Annotated in this window: 18 protein-coding genes; 14 read left to right on the plus strand and 4 right to left on the minus strand. The window is 48.4% G+C overall.

From position 1 onward, the window contains the following. On the minus strand, positions 1–563 hold a 563-nt coding region (locus AQR02_RS33460; RefSeq protein WP_425339955.1), incomplete at its 3' end, for an MGDG synthase family glycosyltransferase. Positions 564–621: 58 nt separating this feature from the next. Next, positions 622–1149: a phosphatase PAP2 family protein gene (locus tag AQR02_RS03065; protein WP_054939338.1), complete on the minus strand. Its 528-nt coding sequence runs from the start codon at positions 1147–1149 to the stop codon at positions 622–624. Positions 1150–1560: 411 nt separating this feature from the next. Between AQR02_RS03065 and AQR02_RS03070 the strand changes: the two genes are divergently transcribed. From AQR02_RS03070 to rplT, 4 genes are all read left to right on the plus strand, one after another. Then, positions 1561–2799 (plus strand): glycosyltransferase family 2 protein, encoded by a 1239-nt coding sequence (locus AQR02_RS03070; RefSeq protein ID WP_054939339.1) that lies wholly within the window; start codon positions 1561–1563, stop codon positions 2797–2799. Positions 2800–3092: 293 nt separating this feature from the next. Continuing rightward, complete coding sequence (gene infC, locus AQR02_RS03075) at positions 3093–3590, plus strand: translation initiation factor IF-3 (protein ID WP_054939340.1); 498 nt, start codon at positions 3093–3095, stop codon at positions 3588–3590. A gap of 56 nt (positions 3591–3646) precedes the next feature. After that, entirely contained in the window at positions 3647–3847 is a 201-nt protein-coding gene (gene rpmI / locus AQR02_RS03080) for a 50S ribosomal protein L35 (protein WP_019912828.1), read from the plus strand. A gap of 31 nt (positions 3848–3878) precedes the next feature. Further along, positions 3879–4238, plus strand: a complete 360-nt coding sequence (rplT, locus tag AQR02_RS03085; RefSeq protein WP_038587257.1) for a 50S ribosomal protein L20 — start codon at positions 3879–3881, stop codon at positions 4236–4238. 78 nt (positions 4239–4316) lie between these two features. Here rplT and AQR02_RS03090 read toward each other — a convergent pair whose 3' ends face one another. Continuing rightward, positions 4317–4859, minus strand: coding sequence for an acyl-CoA thioesterase (locus tag AQR02_RS03090; protein WP_054939341.1), 543 nt, complete (start codon positions 4857–4859; stop codon positions 4317–4319). A 308-nt stretch (positions 4860–5167) separates the two neighbouring features. Here AQR02_RS03090 and AQR02_RS03095 point away from each other — a divergent pair, with 308 nt between their 5' ends. The 5 genes from AQR02_RS03095 to AQR02_RS03115 all read left to right on the plus strand — a co-directional run bounded on the left by AQR02_RS03095 (position 5168) and on the right by AQR02_RS03115 (position 10603). After that, positions 5168–6244, plus strand: coding sequence for a BMP family lipoprotein (locus AQR02_RS03095; RefSeq protein ID WP_054939342.1), 1077 nt, complete (start codon positions 5168–5170; stop codon positions 6242–6244). A gap of 178 nt (positions 6245–6422) precedes the next feature. Then, a complete protein-coding gene (locus AQR02_RS03100) occupies positions 6423–7961 on the plus strand; it encodes an ABC transporter ATP-binding protein (protein WP_054939343.1) in 1539 nt (512 codons plus the stop codon). Beyond that, positions 7954–9027, plus strand: coding sequence for an ABC transporter permease (locus AQR02_RS03105; protein WP_054939344.1), 1074 nt, complete (start codon positions 7954–7956; stop codon positions 9025–9027). The genes AQR02_RS03100 and AQR02_RS03105 overlap by 8 nt, the downstream gene beginning before the upstream one ends. Continuing rightward, positions 9028–9984, plus strand: coding sequence for an ABC transporter permease (locus AQR02_RS03110; protein ID WP_054939345.1), 957 nt, complete (start codon positions 9028–9030; stop codon positions 9982–9984). A 274-nt stretch (positions 9985–10258) separates the two neighbouring features. Continuing rightward, a complete protein-coding gene (locus AQR02_RS03115) occupies positions 10259–10603 on the plus strand; it encodes a hypothetical protein (protein ID WP_054939346.1) in 345 nt (114 codons plus the stop codon). Here AQR02_RS03115 and AQR02_RS03120 read toward each other — a convergent pair. Then, entirely contained in the window at positions 10600–11055 is a 456-nt protein-coding gene (locus AQR02_RS03120; RefSeq protein ID WP_054939347.1) for a GNAT family N-acetyltransferase, read from the minus strand. The two genes, AQR02_RS03115 and AQR02_RS03120, sit on opposite strands and share 4 nt — an antisense overlap. A 669-nt stretch (positions 11056–11724) precedes the next feature. Between AQR02_RS03120 and ilvB the strand changes: the two genes are divergently transcribed. The 5 genes from ilvB (at position 11725) to AQR02_RS03145 (ending at position 18121) form a co-directional block, all read left to right on the plus strand. Further along, positions 11725–13473, plus strand: a complete 1749-nt coding sequence (gene ilvB / locus AQR02_RS03125) for a biosynthetic-type acetolactate synthase large subunit (protein WP_054939348.1) — start codon at positions 11725–11727, stop codon at positions 13471–13473. Beyond that, on the plus strand, positions 13470–13958 hold the full coding sequence (gene ilvN / locus AQR02_RS03130) for an acetolactate synthase small subunit (RefSeq protein WP_054939349.1): 489 nt from the start codon (positions 13470–13472) through the stop codon (positions 13956–13958). The genes ilvB and ilvN overlap by 4 nt, the downstream gene beginning before the upstream one ends. A 181-nt stretch (positions 13959–14139) precedes the next feature. Then, positions 14140–15132 carry a ketol-acid reductoisomerase gene (gene ilvC, locus AQR02_RS03135; RefSeq protein ID WP_054939350.1) on the plus strand — a complete coding sequence of 331 codons (993 nt, stop codon included), beginning with the start codon at positions 14140–14142 and terminating at the stop codon, positions 15130–15132. A gap of 111 nt (positions 15133–15243) precedes the next feature. Further along, positions 15244–16785 carry a 2-isopropylmalate synthase gene (locus AQR02_RS03140; RefSeq protein WP_054939351.1) on the plus strand — a complete coding sequence of 514 codons (1542 nt, stop codon included), beginning with the start codon at positions 15244–15246 and terminating at the stop codon, positions 16783–16785. Positions 16786–17122: 337 nt separating this feature from the next. Then, positions 17123–18121 carry a collagen binding domain-containing protein gene (locus tag AQR02_RS03145; RefSeq protein ID WP_054939352.1) on the plus strand — a complete coding sequence of 333 codons (999 nt, stop codon included), beginning with the start codon at positions 17123–17125 and terminating at the stop codon, positions 18119–18121. The last annotated feature ends 2 nt before the right edge of the window (positions 18122–18123 follow it).

Below are 18123 nucleotides of genomic sequence, written 5' to 3' on the forward strand. Positions count from 1 at the left end.
TGCTCCCAGAAGCTCGGGTGCACCGGCATGCCGGTCACCCGGATTTTGGCGGCGGCCACGCTGCGGCGGCGCAGCTTCGACTTCACCTCGGGGGTGGAGACCAGATAGCGGTCCACCTCCGGACTGATCCAGCTGGCGTGGGCATCGTAATCGGTTATGACTGTCACGAGCGGTACCTTGAAGGCCGGGTCAAGCCGTTTCAGGCGTGAGACCACAGCACTAGGGATAAAGTGGGTACAGACGATAATATCGGGCTTTAGCTGCTTCACAATATTTTGTGTATGTGTATAAAATAAGCGGTGCAGGGCAAGCGTGGTAAGACGGTTAAATGATTTCTGGTGACGGTAGACGTAGCCCATCAGCCGGGGCTGGGTGGTTACCGTCTTGCGGTAAGCCGAAACGATCAGAGGCGCCATCTTGGGATTCAGAAAGTTTCCAAGCTCCAGCACCTTCGTCTGCACTCCCGGCGACAATTTACGCAGGCTGCTCGACAGCGCATATGCTGCCTGTGTATGTCCTGCGCCAAAACCTTCCGACAGTAATAACACTCTTTTTTTGCGCAATGTTTACTTCACCTGTTCCCAAAAATGGTTTTCGCAGGTCAGACTTTTGTAGCAGGCTTCAGATCCATAGAACAATCGTGCCTGCCGCGACGCCGCTGCCGATTACTGCACCTGCCATAACATCAGAGGGGTAGTGCAGACCGAGATAAATCCGGGAGAAGCCGACAATACACGCCAGCGGCAGCAGAATAACGGTAAGGGCAGGATAGGCTGCCATATAAGGAACCGTAGAGGCGAAGATAGCTGTAGTATGGCCTGAAGGAAAAGAATGATCCTTAAGCGGATTGTGAAACGTATTCGTTCCCGGCAGCGCCAGATAAGGCCGCATACGCGGGTATAGCTTCTTGGCCACGGCAACAGGCAGGTGGCTGACGGCCAGTGCTGTCAGTGCCTGAAGTCCTGTTGTTTTGAGCGGCTGGGGAGCAAAGGCCCAGATCAGCAGATTAATGCCGATAGCGCTGGTTGCACCGCCCAGATGGGTAAGATAAAAGAGCCAAAAGTTCAGGAATGGGTTATGCAGGCGGCCGTTGATCCATTTGAAAAGGCGGCGTTCCCAGAGAAGCAGTTTCATGAATAATTGTCTCATACCTTGTCCCTCCGATAGTCCGGCTGAGGATAGTAAGCTGCTGCTGAAGCTAATCCGGTTTATACCCTAAAGCTGTCTTTATCATACTTTTTTAAGGTAGTCCATTTCAAGGAAAAGCTCAGCGGTGCGCGGAAATTGTCAGTTTTGACTTAAGAACCCCTTACACCGTACAATGATTCAAGCAGGCCGAACGCGTTTAAAAGGTAACAGAGAAAATGAGGAGTCCGTTTCAGCAGGAATCCCTATAACATCTTTTAAACGGGATATAAATAAATTGAACGCCTGCCCGCAAAAAGGGGAAACTCTTGATCTATTGTAAGGGATGCAACAAAAGGGTCAGCAACAACGTTTAACAAGCCAGAGACAGAAAAAAGGGCATATCAAGAGTGAAAAAGGGGGCATCAAAAGATCATGACAGACGCATTGTTTGTTACGCTCCAAGTGATCTTGGCGGCAATTGCAGTTTATCAGTTTGGATTCTCACTGTTTGGACTGCGCAAGAAAAAGAAAAAGGAACACTTTGCACCGGAAAAGTCATTTGCAGTACTGGTGGCTGCGCATAACGAGGAAGAAGTCGTCGGCGCGCTGATGGAGAATCTGAAACAGCTTAATTATCCCCAAGATCTGTACGATGTATTTGTCATCTGTGACAACTGCACCGACGGGACGGCAAAGATCGTAAGGGAGCACGGGATGAACGCCTGTGTCCGCACCAACAACAATCTGCGGGGCAAGGGTTATGCCATTGAATGGATGCTGAAGGAACTGTGGGCTATGCCGCGCCAGTATGATGCTGTTGTCATGTTCGACGCCGACAATCTGGCACATACAGAATTCCTGATGGAGATGAACAATGACCTTTGCTCAGGCGCCCGGGTAATCCAGGGCTACATCGATACGAAGAATCCGGAGGATTCCTGGATTACTGCCGCATATGGTGTTTCTTACTGGTACATCAACCGCTTATGGCAGCTGTCGCGCCACAATCTGCAGATGGCTAACTTCCTTGGCGGAACCGGCATGTGCTTTGAGACAGCCCTGCTTAAAGAAATGGGCTGGGGAGCAACAAGCCTGGTGGAGGATTTGGAATTTACCATGCGCAGTGCCTCCAAAGGCGTCTACCCGAAATTCAACTATGATGCCAAGGTATTCGATGAGAAGCCGCTCACTTTCAAGGCATCGTCCAGACAGCGTCTGCGGTGGATGCAGGGACATTTCACAGTGGCCCGCCGTTATTTCTTCCCTCTGCTGTGGCAGAGTATTAAAGAACGCAGCTTGACGAAGTTTGACCTCGCGCTGTATGGCGCGAATGTATATATCGTTCTGCTGACATTTCTGATGACCGCGGCCATGTGGATTGACACTGCCGTGTTTGACGGCCCGCATATCGCGAACATCTACGGGCATCTGCCGATTTGGCTCAGCTATTTTGCAATCGGTGCGAACATTCTGACCTTCCTTCTGGCGATGGCGCTCGAGAAGGTGAAATTCAAGAAGGTATATCTGTACCTGCTGGTCTTCCCGATCTACCTGCTCTCGTGGTATCCCATTACGTTCTATGCGTTCTTCACGCAGAACAACAAGCAGTGGAGTCATACCAAACATACGCGGGTCGTGCGGCTTGAGGAAGTACAGAGTAAGCAGGTTTAATCAGCCGAATGTATTTCGTACAATGCTGTTTGAAAAATAGTTGACAACAGCTTGTGCTATGATGTATATTATTCAAGTATGCAAAACATAGGGATTGCAAGCAGAAGCACCGGCTTCTCACCTGACTGGTAATATGCCAGCTGGTTTTGATCTCAATGCTTTATGAATGTTATAATTCATGAACGTTGATCAAACACGGGGTGTCGGGAGTTACCGGCACCCCTTTTTTATGGAGAACCGCAAGTACATTGCCTAAGAAGATCCGGAGGTGGAGAGTTATCAGTAAGGAACATATGATCAATGATGAAATTCGGGCCAAAGAGGTTCGGTTGGTTGGAGCGGAAGGCGAGCAAATCGGAATTAAGCCGATCCGCGAAGCGTTGCAGATGGCGATTGATCTTAATCTGGATTTAGTCAACGTAGCACCGCAGGCGAAACCGCCGGTATGCCGCATCATGGATTACGGCAAGTTCCGTTATGAAACGCAGAAGAAAGAGAAGGAAGCACGCAAAAACCAGAAGATCGTGGACATCAAGGAAGTCTGGTTCCGTGCTAACATTGAGGAACATGATTATCAAACCAAGTTCCGCAATGTCATCAAGTTCCTGGGCGAAGGCGACAAAGTGAAGTGCTCTGTCCGTTTCCGCGGACGTGAGATTACCCATGCTAGCATCGGCCAGAAGATCCTGGAACGTGTTAAGACCGAAGTGGAAGATATATCTGTTGTTGAGCGCCAGCCTAAGCTGGAAGGCCGCAGCATGATTATGATTTTGGCTCCTAAAGCCCAATAAATTGGAGTCACTTGCACAGCAATTTGGCGCCGCATAATATTCAAGGAGGAAACACCATGCCTAAAATGAAAACCCACAGCAGCCTGAAAGGCCGCTTCAAAATTACCGGATCTGGTAAAGTACTGCGTTATAAAGCTCACAAGAACCACTTGCTGTCCCACAAATCGAAACGCGCTAAACGCGTATTGAACGGCAATCCAGTAATGGCCCCTGGGGATGTAAGACGTTTGAAACAAGGACTAGCTAACTTGAAATAGTTTATCACACATTTTTGGGAGGTTTATTAATATGGCAAGAGTTAAAGGCGGATTTGTAGTTCGTCGTAGACATAAGAAAGTATTGAAATTGGCAAAAGGTTACTTCGGTTCCAAGCACCGCATTTTCAAAACAGCTAACGAGCAAGTAATGAAATCGATGGTTTACGCTTACCGTGACCGTCGTCAGACTAAACGTAACTTCCGCAGACTGTGGATCGTTCGTATTAACGCAGCAGCTCGTTTGAACGGCCTGTCCTACAGCAAGCTTGTATTCGGCCTGAAATTGGCTGGAGTAGAAGTGAACCGTAAAATGCTGGCTGACCTGGCAGTAAACGATCTTAACGCATTCAACTCCCTGGCTGTTGTAGCCAAAGAGAAGATCAACGCGTAATTGTTATAATTAACCGAAAAGCACCGCCTGCGGGGTAACCCGTGTGACGGTGCTTTTTTTTGTGCGGCTATGTCCGGCTTATTCCCAGTACTTGCTGGTGTTCAGCAGTGATGCGAGTTTTTTACTGCTGGCCCGTCTGATCTTGCGTAACTCAGAGCGTTCATTGGCGGATTCACTGATCAGCTTCTCTTCGTCGGTTTCCGGAATGATGGCCGGGACAGGGGCTGGAGTGCCGTCTTCCTCAACGGCTACAAAGGTGAGGAAGGATGTAGCGGCAACTATGCGCTCGCCGGTATACAGGTTCTCAGAGATGACCTTGACGAATACTTCTATGCTTGTACGGCCTGTCCAGGAGACGAAAGACTCGAAGCATACGGAGTCTGTAGGACGGATAGGCTGAAGAAAGTCGACGGAGTCGGTGGATGCCGTGACGACGTTTTTACGGCAATGGCGCATTGCTGAGATGGAAGCAACTTCATCTATGGTGCTCATCAGCTTGCCGCCGAACAGTGTTTTATGATTGTTGACATCATTAGGGAAAACACGGCCGGTCTTGAAGACGCGGGATTCCCGGCTGTATTTAAAGGACGGCGTTTCTTGGAGGAAATTTTGTTCATTCATGGTTTCAGTACTCCCTTTTCTTACAATATGTAAGCATTTATGATAATAGAATTTCAAACAGTGTGCAATAATATTATAGTCTACAGTGCGCTTTTTCAGCCCAATCGTAACTTTTCTAACATATTATGACCGTAAAAGTTACGTACGGTGTTAGAGGAAGCGTTTTCTTGTGGAAAAATGCAAATTATTATTGACCTGAGGTCATTTATAGACTGGATTTTAGGTTTTTTTACAGTTATAATTTGATCTAATGGTATGTCCAAGCAGAAGACAGAAGACATCCAATTTCATAAGGGGGATCACAATCGATGAAAAAGTTTTTGAAATCGTCGCTCGTTTTGTTGACGGCTTGCACTGTCGTTCTGGCAGGATGCGGAAACAACAATAACGCAAATTCAGGAAATGCAGCAAACGGAGACACAGGCGCTAACGCCGGAACGGCAACTAATGCACCAGCTGAAGCTCCTAAGTCTGATGTGAAGATCGGCCTCGTTACAGACGTAGGCGGAGTAAACGACAAATCATTTAACCAATCTGCTTGGGAAGCTCTGGAAGCTCTTAAAACAGAAGCTGGTGTTGAAATCAAATACCTGCAAAGTAAATCCAATGCTGACTATGAGCCAAACCTTAACCAATTCGTAAAAGGCGGCTACAACCTGACTTGGGGTATCGGTTTTGACCTTGGCGATGCACTCCTTAAAGTAGCTAAAGAAAATCCGGATGCCAACCTGGCCATCATCGACAGCGTAGTTGATGCCCCTAACGTTGAGTCCGTTACTTTCGCTGAAAATGAAGGTTCCTTCCTGGTTGGTGTAGTTGCTGGTCTGACTACTAAAACTAACAAAGTAGGCTTCATCGGCGGTATGGAAAGCCCGGTTATCAAACGTTTCGAAGTTGGCTTCAAAGCTGGCGTAGAAGCTGTTAACCCTAATGCAACTGTAACCATTACTTATGCAGGTGCATATGACAAGCCTGATACTGGTAAATCCCTGGCTGCTACTTTGTATGATGCCGGCAACGACATCATCTTCCCTGCTGCCGGAGCAACTGGTAACGGCGTATTTAACGAAGCTAAATCCCGCAACGATGCAGGCGGTACTAAAGTATGGGTTATCGGCGTAGATAAAGACCAATCCCTGGAATTTGGCGATGACGTAACCCTGACTTCCATGATCAAACGTGTTGATGAAGCGGTTAAGAAAGTTTCTCAGCAAGTGGTTGACGGAACATTCAAAGGCGGCACTACAACCGTGCTGAGCCTGAAAGACAATGGTGTAGGCCTCCCAGAAACATCCAAAGCTAACGTTTCTGCTGAAATCCTGGCTAAAGTTGACGAATACAAAAAACAAATCATTGACGGAACAATTACTGTTCCATCCGAGTAAGCTGATTTGATTTAAGGTCATTCAAGTCACCATATTACAAGAAACAAGGCCGGTTCTTAAGCTGGCCTTGTCCCCTGTTACAAAAGCGGTTAATCTAAACACAGCCTGCCGCCCTGCGAGGGGTGGCATGGCCGTGTCTATAAGGCAATGATATATATTCTGTGATGAGGGTGATTCCATGAGTGCTGCGGCTCCTGTCGTAGAGTTGAAGCAAATCACAAAACGCTTTCCCGGTATTGTCGCGAACGACGCTATTAGTCTGACGTTGGAAAAAGGGGAGATTCATGCTCTGCTTGGGGAAAATGGGGCAGGCAAATCAACCTTGATGAATATCGTATTCGGACTATACCAGCCCGATGAAGGCAGCATCGAAATCGACGGGAAACCGGTTATTATCGATAACCCCAATAAAGCTATTGAGCTTGGCATTGGTATGGTTCACCAGCATTTCAAGCTTGTTGATCCTTTTACGGTAACCGAGAACATTGTTCTTGGCATGGAACCCAAAAAAGGACTTAAAATCGACTATAAATCCGCCGCGGAGCAGGTTCGTAAGCTATCTGAACAGTACGGACTCCAAGTTAACCCGAACGCAAAAATTCATGATATTTCGGTCGGTATGCAGCAACGGGTAGAAATTATGAAGACCCTGTACCGCGGAGCGGATATACTTATATTCGACGAGCCAACTGCTGTACTGACGCCGCAGGAAATTTCGGAACTGATGGCGATAATGAAGCGGCTCGTTGCAGAGGGCAAGTCCATCATACTTATTACACATAAGTTGAAAGAAATCATGCAAATTTCTGACCGGGTTACCATTATCCGCCGGGGTAAGGTGATTGATACCGTAAAGACTGCGAATACGAATCCGAACGAACTGGCCGAAAAAATGGTCGGACGTGATGTAACATTCAAGGTGGACAAGCGTCCTGCACAGGTGGGAACCAGCGTATTGAAAATGACGAATGTCCACAGCAAGAACAAAGATGGTGTTTCCGTGCTTAACGGACTCAACTTTGAAGTGAAAGCCGGTGAAATTTTCGGTATTGCGGGAGTCGACGGCAACGGACAAAGCGAGCTGATCCAGGCGATTACAGGACTCCGCAAGATTGATTCCGGTTCAATCACTGTTTCCGGGAAGGAAATTGCCAACCTTTCCCCACGTAAAATTTCTGAGATGAATGTATCCCATATTCCGGAGGACCGCCATAAACACGGGCTGGTGCTTGATTTTACTGTGAGTGAGAATATGGTTCTGGAAACGTATTATAAGAGTCCCTATAACCAGAGCGGATTCCTGAAACAGGATGTCATTGATAAGCATGCTGAAGATTTGATCAAGCAGTTTGACGTGCGTACGCCGTCAATTGAGAATAAAGCCCGTTCGTTGTCTGGCGGTAATCAGCAAAAAGCGATTATTGCGCGGGAAATAGACAAAAATCCGACACTCCTGATTGCGGCTCAGCCCACGCGCGGTCTTGATGTCGGAGCGATCGAATTCGTACAGAAGCAATTGATTGCCCAGCGTGATCAAGGCAAGGCTGTACTGCTGATTTCTTTTGAGCTTGATGAAATTATGAACGTATCCGACAGAATTGCTGTTATTTATGAGGGCCAGATTGTCGGCGAATTATTCCCGCAGGATACGAATGACCAGGAACTGGGTCTGATGATGGCGGGCAGCTTGAAACAGGGAGGAAAAGCGGGTGCATAGACTTAAAAAAATCTTCGCGACAGACAGCTATATTGTGCCTATTGTCGCGATCATTATGGGCTTCCTGGTCGGAGCTGTCGTAATGCTGATCGGCGGGTATGATCCTATCGCCGCCTACTCCGCACTGTTCAAACGCGTATTTGGCAGCCCGTATGACTTCGGCGAGGCGGTCCGTGAGATGACGCCGCTGATGTTTACAGGTCTTGCCGTAGCTTTTGCTTTCCGCTCAGGGATGTTTAACATCGGTGCTGACGGGCAGGTGCTGATCGGAATGACAGCAGCTTCGGTAGTCGGCATTAAGCTGGCTGGAACACCTTCGTTCCTGCTGGTACCGCTTGCTGTTATTGCCGCTGGTCTTTGCGGCGGAATTTGGGCCGGGATTGCCGGCTATTTAAAGGCAAAGCGCGGCATTAATGAAGTTATAACTACCATTATGCTTAACTGGATTGCACTGTATTTGTCCAACTATATTATTAAACATTTTCTGCTGCTTAAAGGGCAGAACCGTTCGGTGGACAACCCGGCTTCGCTGTCCATGACATTCTTGAATTCGCTGTTTGATAATGCCCGAGTACACTGGGGCACGGCTCTTGCGCTTTGTGCCGCATTGTTCTTCTATGTCTTCTTGTGGAAGACCAAGCAAGGGTATGAGATGCGTGCGGTTGGCCTTAACCCCCATGCTGCAGAATATGCAGGTATGAATGTAGGGCGCAACGTAGTTAAGGCTATGTTTATCAGTGGTGCTTTTGCGGGTCTGGCAGGGGCAGGAGAGGTGCTTGGCGTATTCCATTACCAATCCATCTTTGCGGCATCACCTGGTTACGGGTTTGACGGTATTGCAGTAGCACTGCTGGGGCTGACGCATCCGCTGGGTGTAATTCTCGCTGCAATTCTGTACGGCATGCTGACTTACGGCTCAGCAGGTATGAGCTTTGGGGCGGATGTACCGCCGGAACTGATCCGTATCGTTATCGGCTCCATCATATTCTTCATTGCTGCACAAGGAATTGTGCGCTGGGTGCTTAAACCGTTTTACTTCAAGCGCAAGAAAGAGAAGGTGTTATAGATGGATTTGCAGACGTTAGGACAGCTGCTCAATACAACGCTTGTGTTTTCCACGGCGCTCATTTTTGCCGCACTTGGCGGCATCTTCTCTGAACGCTCCGGTGTAGTTAACATCGGTCTTGAAGGGTTAATGATGTTTGGTGCGTTTGCCGCTGCAGTGGGCGGATATTATGCCCAGGATGCAGGCATGGGAGCTTGGGCTCCATGGGTTGGTGTGATTTGTGCGATGGCTGTTGGTGTTATTGGCTCACTGATTCATGCGGTAGCTTCGATAACGTTCAAGGCGGACCAGACGATCAGCGGTACGGTTATCAACTTCCTGGCTGCGGGCAGTACGCTTTATATGGTTAAACTGTTTTTTGAGGGAGCCGGTGAAACTCCATTGCTGGACGGTTTCAAAAAAATTCCTGTTCCAGGGCTGTCCAAGATTCCGGTTATCGGCGAAGGGGTTTTCAATTCCTATCCGACCACGTATTTAGCGATTGTGCTCGTTATCGTTATTTATTTTGTATTGTTTAAGACCCCGTTCGGACTTCGTCTGCGGGCTGTCGGTGAACATCCGAGTGCTGCCGACACTCTGGGTGTCAATGTCAACAAGATGAGATATATCGGTGTTATGCTCAGCGGTCTGCTTGCCGGAATTGGAGGTGCAACGATCACCTTAACGACTACGGGGACCTTTGCGCACAATACGATTTCCGGTCAAGGTTTTATCGCGATTGCTGCCATGATCTTTGGGAAATGGAATCCGCTGGGTGCCTTCGGAGCTGCAGTATTCTTCGGGTTCTCGCAAGCGATCCGCAACTATGTACAGTTGTTCGAATGGTCTAAGAGCATTCCGCAGGAATTCATTTTTATGATTCCTTACGTGCTGACGATTATAGTTCTAGTGAGTGCTGTAGGACGATCTGCTGCACCGAAAGCATTGGGTGAGCCATACGACCCCGGTAAGCGGTAATCTGAATTTCTGCTGGCATCAAAATAAGTACAGAAGCGCATGTCCAAATGGACATGCGCTTTTTTTAAGTTTTTGAGCGGATATGGATATGTTAACCTGCTACACCCGTGAAGCAGGGACAGGTGTACAGGCGAATTGCTGCTTTGCCGAATAGACTGAGTTGAACCTTAAACGAATACGCAGGAATATATAATTATGTTTTACGCTTCCGAAGCCAGTTTTGTACGAAGTGAATCAAAGAAGCACAGCTCACAAAACTTTTAGGAGGGATTTCATGGCACATCCGGTTACAAAGAAACAGGTTATGAAGCTGGTCGGCAAAAATATTGTTGCAGTGAAAAAAGACGGTTCTAAGGTGATGGGCAAGCTGCTGCGCGTTTCGGGAAACCGTCTTATTCTCCAGCGTGTTAGCGGTAAAAAAGTGCAAACCAAAGCATTGATTCCGCTGGTGCTGTTTGATTTGCTTGCTGTCGGTACAGCGCCCTATGCCTACGGTCCATATGGCTATGGCGGGGGCGGACCTTACGGAGGCTATGGGCCGGGAGGACCCGGCTATGGCGGTTATGGACCAGGCCCGGGTTACGGCGGAGTTCCGTATCCTCCGATCGGATTTTTTTAAGGAAATCTGGTAAACTGCTTTTCGAACTCATAACAATAGTTCTGGGGCTGATAACGGGCTACGCTGTAGCCCAATTTTTCATAAAAAGAAATTCCTGCGGCATTTCCGGTATCCACAGCTACTTTTGCCCGCTTGCAGCCACGTGATAATGCAAATCGCTCTGCCCGGTCCATCAGCATATTTCCCCAGCGTTTACGGCGCGCTGAAGGGGCTATGGCCAGCATATCAATATAGAGCAAATCACCATGCAGCATGAAATGGACAAACCCCAGCGGATCGCTCTCATAGTCGGGACAAGCTACAAGAGTAACTCCTTGGCCTAAGCGGCGGGGAAGATCCTTTCTGACCTGGCTGATTACGGTTTGCGGCAGATGGGACAACGGAACAAGCTGCTTTTCAATTAAGTCCATAATGACGCTGTCGTCCTGCTTGGGTCTGCGGTAACGAATCATAGAGCGCCCCCTTTCCACGCATTGTCGTACATCATATGCCTGAGTCGGTGTGGGCGTTACGGAAGCCGAAGAACAACGATTTGTGACAGTTTATAAAATAAGGGTATTGACTAACCGTGTGAGGAAATCATATAATGTGTCTAAACATTTTAACGAATATATTTGCATCGGCAATGATGAGGACGAAGTTTTAAGGGCTCTTTTGCTCAGAGAGTGAGAGGATATGCTGCAACCTCCACCAGAATCCCTTATATACGAGCTCACCTCGGAGCTGTTTCCCTGAAAGGTTCACCGGCAAGAGTGGTGAAATTATTAGGGGGAATCGTTTAGTCCGCGTTACGGACTTCAGGTTACAGAGATTTGGGCCCTGCCTACATCGATGGATTTTTGTATCCTGATAAGGCGTTGCATCGTGAGATGTAATGCAAACATGGGTGGTACCACGGAAGATCAACCTTTCGTCCCTCACGCGCTTCTTCTTTGGCGCGTGGGAGGCGGGAGGTTTTTTTGTTTAGATAGTATATACTGGGGACCACCGCAAAGTATCTGAGTAACGTCGAAGCAAAGCTCCACTTTGTGGGGATAATTTGTTGTCAGCCCCTTACTGTTGTATAAAAGACGGTCCGTCATTTGCATAATGAATGTTAACTATTGAAGGGAGGAATACTGATGAGCGCGCAAACACCGGAAGTGCGGTCTACAGAAGAATTACGTGAGAAGTGGAAGAATCCTGAGGTGATTACGGGTTCCGAAGTCCTGCTGCGCAGTCTGGTTTTGGAAGGTGTAGACACTGTATTCGGATACCCGGGCGGAGCGGTACTGTATATTTACGATGCTCTTCACGGGTTCGATGATTTCAAACATATTCTGACCCGTCATGAGCAGGGTGCGATTCATGCAGCAGACGGTTATGCCAGAGCAAGCGGTAAAGCGGGCGTATGTATTGCAACCTCCGGTCCCGGAGCAACCAATCTTGTTACCGGAATCGCTACAGCTTTTATGGACTCGGTTCCGCTCGTGGTCATTACCGGGAATGTCTTTTCCAGCCTGATTGGAACGGACGCATTCCAGGAAGCGGATATCACCGGTATAACCATGCCAATAACGAAACATAGCTATCTGGTGCGGGATGTTGAGGATCTTCCACGTATTATCCACGAAGCATTCCATATTGCGAATACCGGACGCAAGGGTCCGGTGCTGATCGACATTCCGAAGGATGTATCAGCCGCAAAAACGTTATTTACACCAGTGCAGCATCAGGGAGTGAACCTCCGCGGCTATAACCCGCGAACTACGCCTAATAAGCTTCAGCTGGATAAGCTGATTCGTGCGATTTCGGCAGCTGAACGTCCAATTATTATTGCAGGCGGAGGAGTAATCTACTCCGGGGCGCATGAAGCGATGTATGAATTTGTTAAACGGACGGAAATCCCGATTACAACCACCTTGCTTGGCCTCGGCTGCTTCCCGAGTGCAGATGATCTCTGGATGGGAATGCCTGGTATGCACGGGACATATACCGCCAATAATGCCATACAGCAATGTGATCTGCTGATAAATATCGGCGCACGGTTTGATGACCGTGTGACAGGCAAGCTGGACGGCTTTGCACCAAAAGCGAAGATTGTCCACATCGATATTGATCCGGCGGAAATCGGCAAGAACGTTACACCTGATATTCCAATCGTCGGTGATGTAAAGACGGTTCTGGAAATGCTCATTCCAGATGTGACGCGTGCAGCAAATGCGGATGCCTGGAGAACACAGATTGCCCAGTGGAAGCTGGACCAGCCGCTTCGCTACAATGATTCTGATACGGAGCTCAAGCCGCAGTGGGTCATTGAAATGATCAATGACACCACAAAAGGCGAGGCTATCGTAACTACAGACGTAGGACAGCATCAGATGTGGGCAGCACAGTACTACAAATTTAACCATCCGCGCTCCTGGATTACTTCCGGCGGTCTTGGAACAATGGGCTTCGGCTTCCCGTCAGCCATTGGAGCGCAAATGGCGCATCCGGAACGTCTGGTAGTATCCATTAACGGAGACGGCGGCATGCAGATGTGTTCCCAGGAACTGGCCATTTGTGCAATCAATAATATACCGGTCAAAATTGTAGTTATTAACAATCAGGTTCTGGGTATGGTACGGCAATGGCAGAATCTCATTTATGAGAAACGATACAGCTATACCGATCTTGCCGGCAGCCCGGATTTCGTAAAACTGGCTGAAGCTTATGGCGTTAAAGGACTGCGGGCAACAAACAAAGAAGAAGCAGGCGCAGCGTGGAAGGAAGCACTGGAAACGCCGGGACCCGTTCTGGTAGAATTCGTTGTTCCCAAAGACGAAAATGTCTACCCGATGGTAACTCAAGGGTCAACCATTGATCAAATGCTGATGGGGGATGAATGACAGTGATGAAACACACGATTTCTGTGCTTGTGAATGACCAGCCGGGTGTGCTGCAACGGGTGTCTGGCTTGTTCGGACGCAGGGGCTTTAATATTGAGAGTATTACCGTTGGACAGTCTGAAGAGATTGGGCTGTCCCGGATGGTCATCGTTACACTCGGTGACCAGCATACGCTAGAGCAGATCGAGAAGCAGCTTTATAAGCTGATTGATGTTATTAAGGTCGTGGATCTTGGCTCTAAGCCGATGGTTGCCCGTGAGCTGGCGCTGATTAAAGTTAAAGCCGAACCGGCTGAGCGTCCGGAAATTATGGGCGTAGTTGAAACCTTCCGCGCTTCTGTTGTTGATATTGGAGCAACAAGCCTGCTCGTTCAGGTAGTTGGTGATACGCAAAAGATTGATGCAATGATTGAACTGATGAAGCCTTACGGCATTAAGGAACTCTCCCGCACAGGAGTGACCGCCATGATCCGCGGGAATGCCTAGTCGGTATAATTTACGGCTTTAACGAATTACTGCTTGTTTGCATTAATTTGATAAGATTATAATGAACTTCCCGCGAAAGAGCGGGAACTTGAGGAGCGCCCGAATCAGAAATCCTGGTCTCCAGCGCTCTTGAAGTACCCGCTCTTTACGATGGGTTCCAATTTAAAGGAGGATATTGACAATGGCAGTGACAACGTACTATGAACAGGATGCAGAACTCAGCGTTTTAAAAGGGAAGACAATTGCAGTAATCGGGTACGGCAGCCAAGGGCATGCCCAAGCGCAGAACCTGCGTGACAGTGGTCTTCAGGTTGTCATCGGCCTGCGTGAAGGTAAATCTTTCGAAACCGCCAAGAATGACGGATTTGAAGTATTGCCAGTAGCAGAAGCAGTATCCCGTGCAGATGTAGTACAAATTCTGATGCCGGACGAAACACAGGCATCCGTATATAAAAATGAAATTGAGCCAAACCTCAAAAACGGCGCGGCACTGATGTTCTCCCACGGCTTTAACGTACACTTCGGCCAAATCGTTGCCCCTAAGGATGCAGACGTGCTGCTGGTAGCACCTAAATCCCCGGGTCACATGGTACGCCGTACTTATGTTGAAGGCTTCGGGGTTCCAGGATTGATTGCCATCGAACAGGATGCAACCGGAAATGCCAAAGCAATCGGACTTGCCTATGCCAAAGGCATTGGCTGTACCCGTGCAGGAGTTATCGAAACTTCCTTCCGTGAAGAAACCGAAACAGACTTGTTTGGTGAGCAGGCAGTACTTTGCGGCGGTGTATCCGCATTGATCAAAGCTGGTTTCGAAACTCTGACCGAAGCAGGATATGCTCCTGAAATGGCTTACTTCGAGTGTCTGCATGAGCTGAAGCTGATCGTTGACCTGGTGTATGAAGGAGGACTTGCCACTATGCGCGATTCCATCTCCAACACTGCCGAATACGGTGACTATGTAACTGGACCACGCATTGTTACAGATGAAACCAAAAAAGCAATGAAAGCTGTACTGACAGATATCCAACAAGGTAAGTTTGCCCGCGACTTTATCCTTGAGAACCAGTCCGGCCGTGCCTTCCTGACAGCAACCCGCCGCAATGAAGCTGCTCATCCGGTTGAAGTTGTCGGCAGCCAGCTGCGCGAAATGATGCACTGGATTAAGAAATAGGCTCATATACTTAATTTAGTAAGATAAACAATAGTGTAATCCTCAGATGCGGCCGTGTTTATTGCGGGCCGCATTTGAGGGTTTTAGCACAATCTTCAGGAGGTGCTCAGCTTGCGGAAAATATATGTGTTCGACACGACACTGCGTGACGGAGAGCAGTCGCCGGGTGTGAACCTGAATACGCGTGAGAAGGTGGAAATCGCCTACCAGTTAGAGAAGCTTGGAATTGACCGGATGGAAGCGGGTTTCCCCGCAGCATCACCGGGTGATTTGGCAGCGGTAAATGCGGTAGCCCGGGCGGTGAAGAATGTTACACTGATCGGATTATCACGCTCCAGAGAGTCTGATATTGACGCGGTAAGAGAAGCACTGCAGGGAGCACAAGACCCTTGTATTCATATTTTCCTGGCTACCTCACCGATTCACCGTCAGCATAAGCTTCGGATGGATAAAGCCCAGGTGCTCGAAACCGCCCAATCGGCAATCCGCTATGCGAAGAAATATTTCTCCAAGCTGGAATTTTCTTTGGAGGATGCAGGACGTACCGAGCGTGATTTCATGGCTGAAATGGTAGCCATGGCCGTTCGCGAAGGAGCAAATGTGGTGAACATACCTGATACGGTTGGTTACCTGAATCCTTCAGAATATGGGGCGATTTTCAAATTCCTGAAGGACACCGTGCCGGATATTGAGAAGGTTCAGCTTAGTGCCCATTGTCATAATGACCTGGGTATGGCTACCGCCAATACTCTGGCCGCAATCCAGAACGGTGCGGATCAGATTGAGGGTACCATCAACGGCATCGGGGAGCGCGCCGGCAACACGGCGATTGAAGAAGTGGCTCTGGCGCTGGAGACACGCAGCGAATTTTTTGGCGCCAAGACTTCGCTAGTCCTGTCGGAAATCTCCCGGACCAGCCGTCTGGTCAGTAAGCTTACCGGTATGGCTGTGCCTGGCAACAAAGCTATTGTTGGAGCCAATGCCTTTGCACATGAGTCAGGTATCCATCAGGATGGGATGCTTAAGGAGAAGACAACCTACGAAATCATGACGCCGGAAACCATCGGGCTGAAAGAGAGCAAGCTGGTGCTGGGCAAGCATTCCGGCCGTCATGCTTTCCGTGATAAGCTCAGCGATTTGGGTTACGATGTGCCAGAAGAAGCATTGAACACCGCCTTTGCGAAGTTCAAGGATCTGGCGGATAAGAAGAAAGAGGTTTCCGACGAGGATATCCTGGCACTGCTGGAGGAAAAGCTCGGTGATACGCCGGAGATTTTCAGCCTGCAGACTATTTATGTAACTTACGGCAATGAAGCTGTTCCTACGGCAAAAGTTGTCATCAAAGGCCAGGAAGCCGAACCGATTATCGCAACGGCTGAAGGCAACGGTTCAGTAGATGCAATTTATAATGCCATTGATCAGGCCACCGGCGAGGAAGTTACACTGGGTGACTATTCCATTAAAGCCGTTAGCAGAGGTAAGGACGCGCAGGGGGAAGTTCATGTTGTGCTGTCGCAGGGGGAAGTTGCCGCACAGGGACGCGGACTAAGTACGGATATTCTCGAGGCCAGTGCCCGCGCGTATCTGGATGCGCTCAACAAGCTGCTGGAGAAACGTAAGACGTATACACGGCGTGATCATGCGCAGTTGTAAACCTGTATATTTTCTGCATAACTAAATTTGATGAAGCCATCCCTTCAGAGGAGTTCCCTCTGCTGAAGGGGTGGTTTTTTTTGTGCGGAGTATTGAATAAATTTATAGATTGGCACAGTTTCGCTATTGGGTTGTCAGATGGATATCCCTGTATAATCAGTGACTTTAGTTACCGTGAAGAATGTTAATTATCATAAAATCCCTCGTAAATTTGTCGCTTTTGTGAAAAACACAAGGGAACTATCCAATTATACATAGGCTGTTCAGAAATTGTTCAGGCGTGAGGATTACAGTTAAGCCTGATAGATTATTCGGAGAAAAAAGGAGACAACTGGAAATGTATAAAAAAAGAATGGCGGTCATACTTAGCTTACTTCTCATTTTCATACAAGGGGCATACAGCTACGGTTTCAGCACCAAGGTTAATGCTGCGGAAATATCAGACAATATCATCACCAGTGTAACCATGGCCGTGTATGATAACGGCGTCCCTGTAACAGACGTTGTATATAAGCAGGGGGCTGAAGTAAAGCTTACCTATAATTGGGAGCTTCCGGATTCAACCTATAAGGGTGGTGATACATACAGCTTTGAGCTACCCGACAAGTTTGTGCTTGCAAGTGACATAAATGGGACCCCTCTGATATTCGACGGCGTTCCGCTGGGTCATTTTGATGTCCTGAAGGGCAGTCCGAACAAAGTTGTTATGACCTTTAACGATGATATTCAGAGCTATTTTGGTGTCCACGGATCTTTTACCATCAGCACGAAGTTCGATAAAAGCAAGTTTACGGAAACGACCGTTCAGCAGATTGTGTTCCCAATTGACGGAGGCAATCAGACGGTGACGCTTACGTTTGTTCCGGAGGTCACCTCTACCATTGCCAAGAGCGGAGTTCCAACCGGCTCCAACAAGGATAACCTGAACGCTAAACAGATTATTTGGACAGTAGACGTGAATAAAGTGCTGTCAAATGTCTACGGGGCAACGCTTACCGATATAATTCCTGCCGGCCTGGCGCTGGTGAATCCGCTGGACGTTAAGGTATATAACCTTAATGTGAAGCTGGATGGTTCTGTAACGCAGGGAGCGGAGCTTGATGACTCACGATATGCTGTAACGACACCTGCCGGTAAGTTGAATGTTGCTTTTAATGATTCACCGATTACGGGGGCATACCGTATCCAATTTACTACGGACATAACGGATGGAGACAAAACTAGCTTTACCAATAGTGCAGCCTTTCAGCGGTTCCAATCAGGCGGCAGTTACAGCATCTGCAACAGTGAACGTACCGCAGGGCAACTTTTTAAAGAAGACGTCCACCAGTTATAATT

This window comes from Paenibacillus ihuae, assembly GCF_001368795.1.
Classification (GTDB): domain Bacteria; phylum Bacillota; class Bacilli; order Paenibacillales; family Paenibacillaceae; genus Paenibacillus_AQ; species Paenibacillus_AQ ihuae.

Coding starts and splice junctions, on each gene's coding strand:
- AQR02_RS03065 (WP_054939338.1), bottom strand. CDS start 1,149: ATGAGACAATTATTCATGAAACTGCTTCTCTGGGAACGCCGCCTTTTC.
- AQR02_RS03070 (WP_054939339.1), top strand. CDS start 1,561: ATGACAGACGCATTGTTTGTTACGCTCCAAGTGATCTTGGCGGCAATT.
- infC (WP_054939340.1), top strand. CDS start 3,093: ATGATCAATGATGAAATTCGGGCCAAAGAGGTTCGGTTGGTTGGAGCG.
- rpmI (WP_019912828.1), top strand. CDS start 3,647: ATGCCTAAAATGAAAACCCACAGCAGCCTGAAAGGCCGCTTCAAAATT.
- rplT (WP_038587257.1), top strand. CDS start 3,879: ATGGCAAGAGTTAAAGGCGGATTTGTAGTTCGTCGTAGACATAAGAAA.
- AQR02_RS03090 (WP_054939341.1), bottom strand. CDS start 4,859: ATGAATGAACAAAATTTCCTCCAAGAAACGCCGTCCTTTAAATACAGC.
- AQR02_RS03095 (WP_054939342.1), top strand. CDS start 5,168: ATGAAAAAGTTTTTGAAATCGTCGCTCGTTTTGTTGACGGCTTGCACT.
- AQR02_RS03100 (WP_054939343.1), top strand. CDS start 6,423: ATGAGTGCTGCGGCTCCTGTCGTAGAGTTGAAGCAAATCACAAAACGC.
- AQR02_RS03110 (WP_054939345.1), top strand. CDS start 9,028: ATGGATTTGCAGACGTTAGGACAGCTGCTCAATACAACGCTTGTGTTT.
- AQR02_RS03115 (WP_054939346.1), top strand. CDS start 10,259: ATGGCACATCCGGTTACAAAGAAACAGGTTATGAAGCTGGTCGGCAAA.
- AQR02_RS03120 (WP_054939347.1), bottom strand. CDS start 11,055: ATGATTCGTTACCGCAGACCCAAGCAGGACGACAGCGTCATTATGGAC.
- ilvB (WP_054939348.1), top strand. CDS start 11,725: ATGAGCGCGCAAACACCGGAAGTGCGGTCTACAGAAGAATTACGTGAG.
- ilvN (WP_054939349.1), top strand. CDS start 13,470: ATGACAGTGATGAAACACACGATTTCTGTGCTTGTGAATGACCAGCCG.
- ilvC (WP_054939350.1), top strand. CDS start 14,140: ATGGCAGTGACAACGTACTATGAACAGGATGCAGAACTCAGCGTTTTA.
- AQR02_RS03145 (WP_054939352.1), top strand. CDS start 17,123: ATGTATAAAAAAAGAATGGCGGTCATACTTAGCTTACTTCTCATTTTC.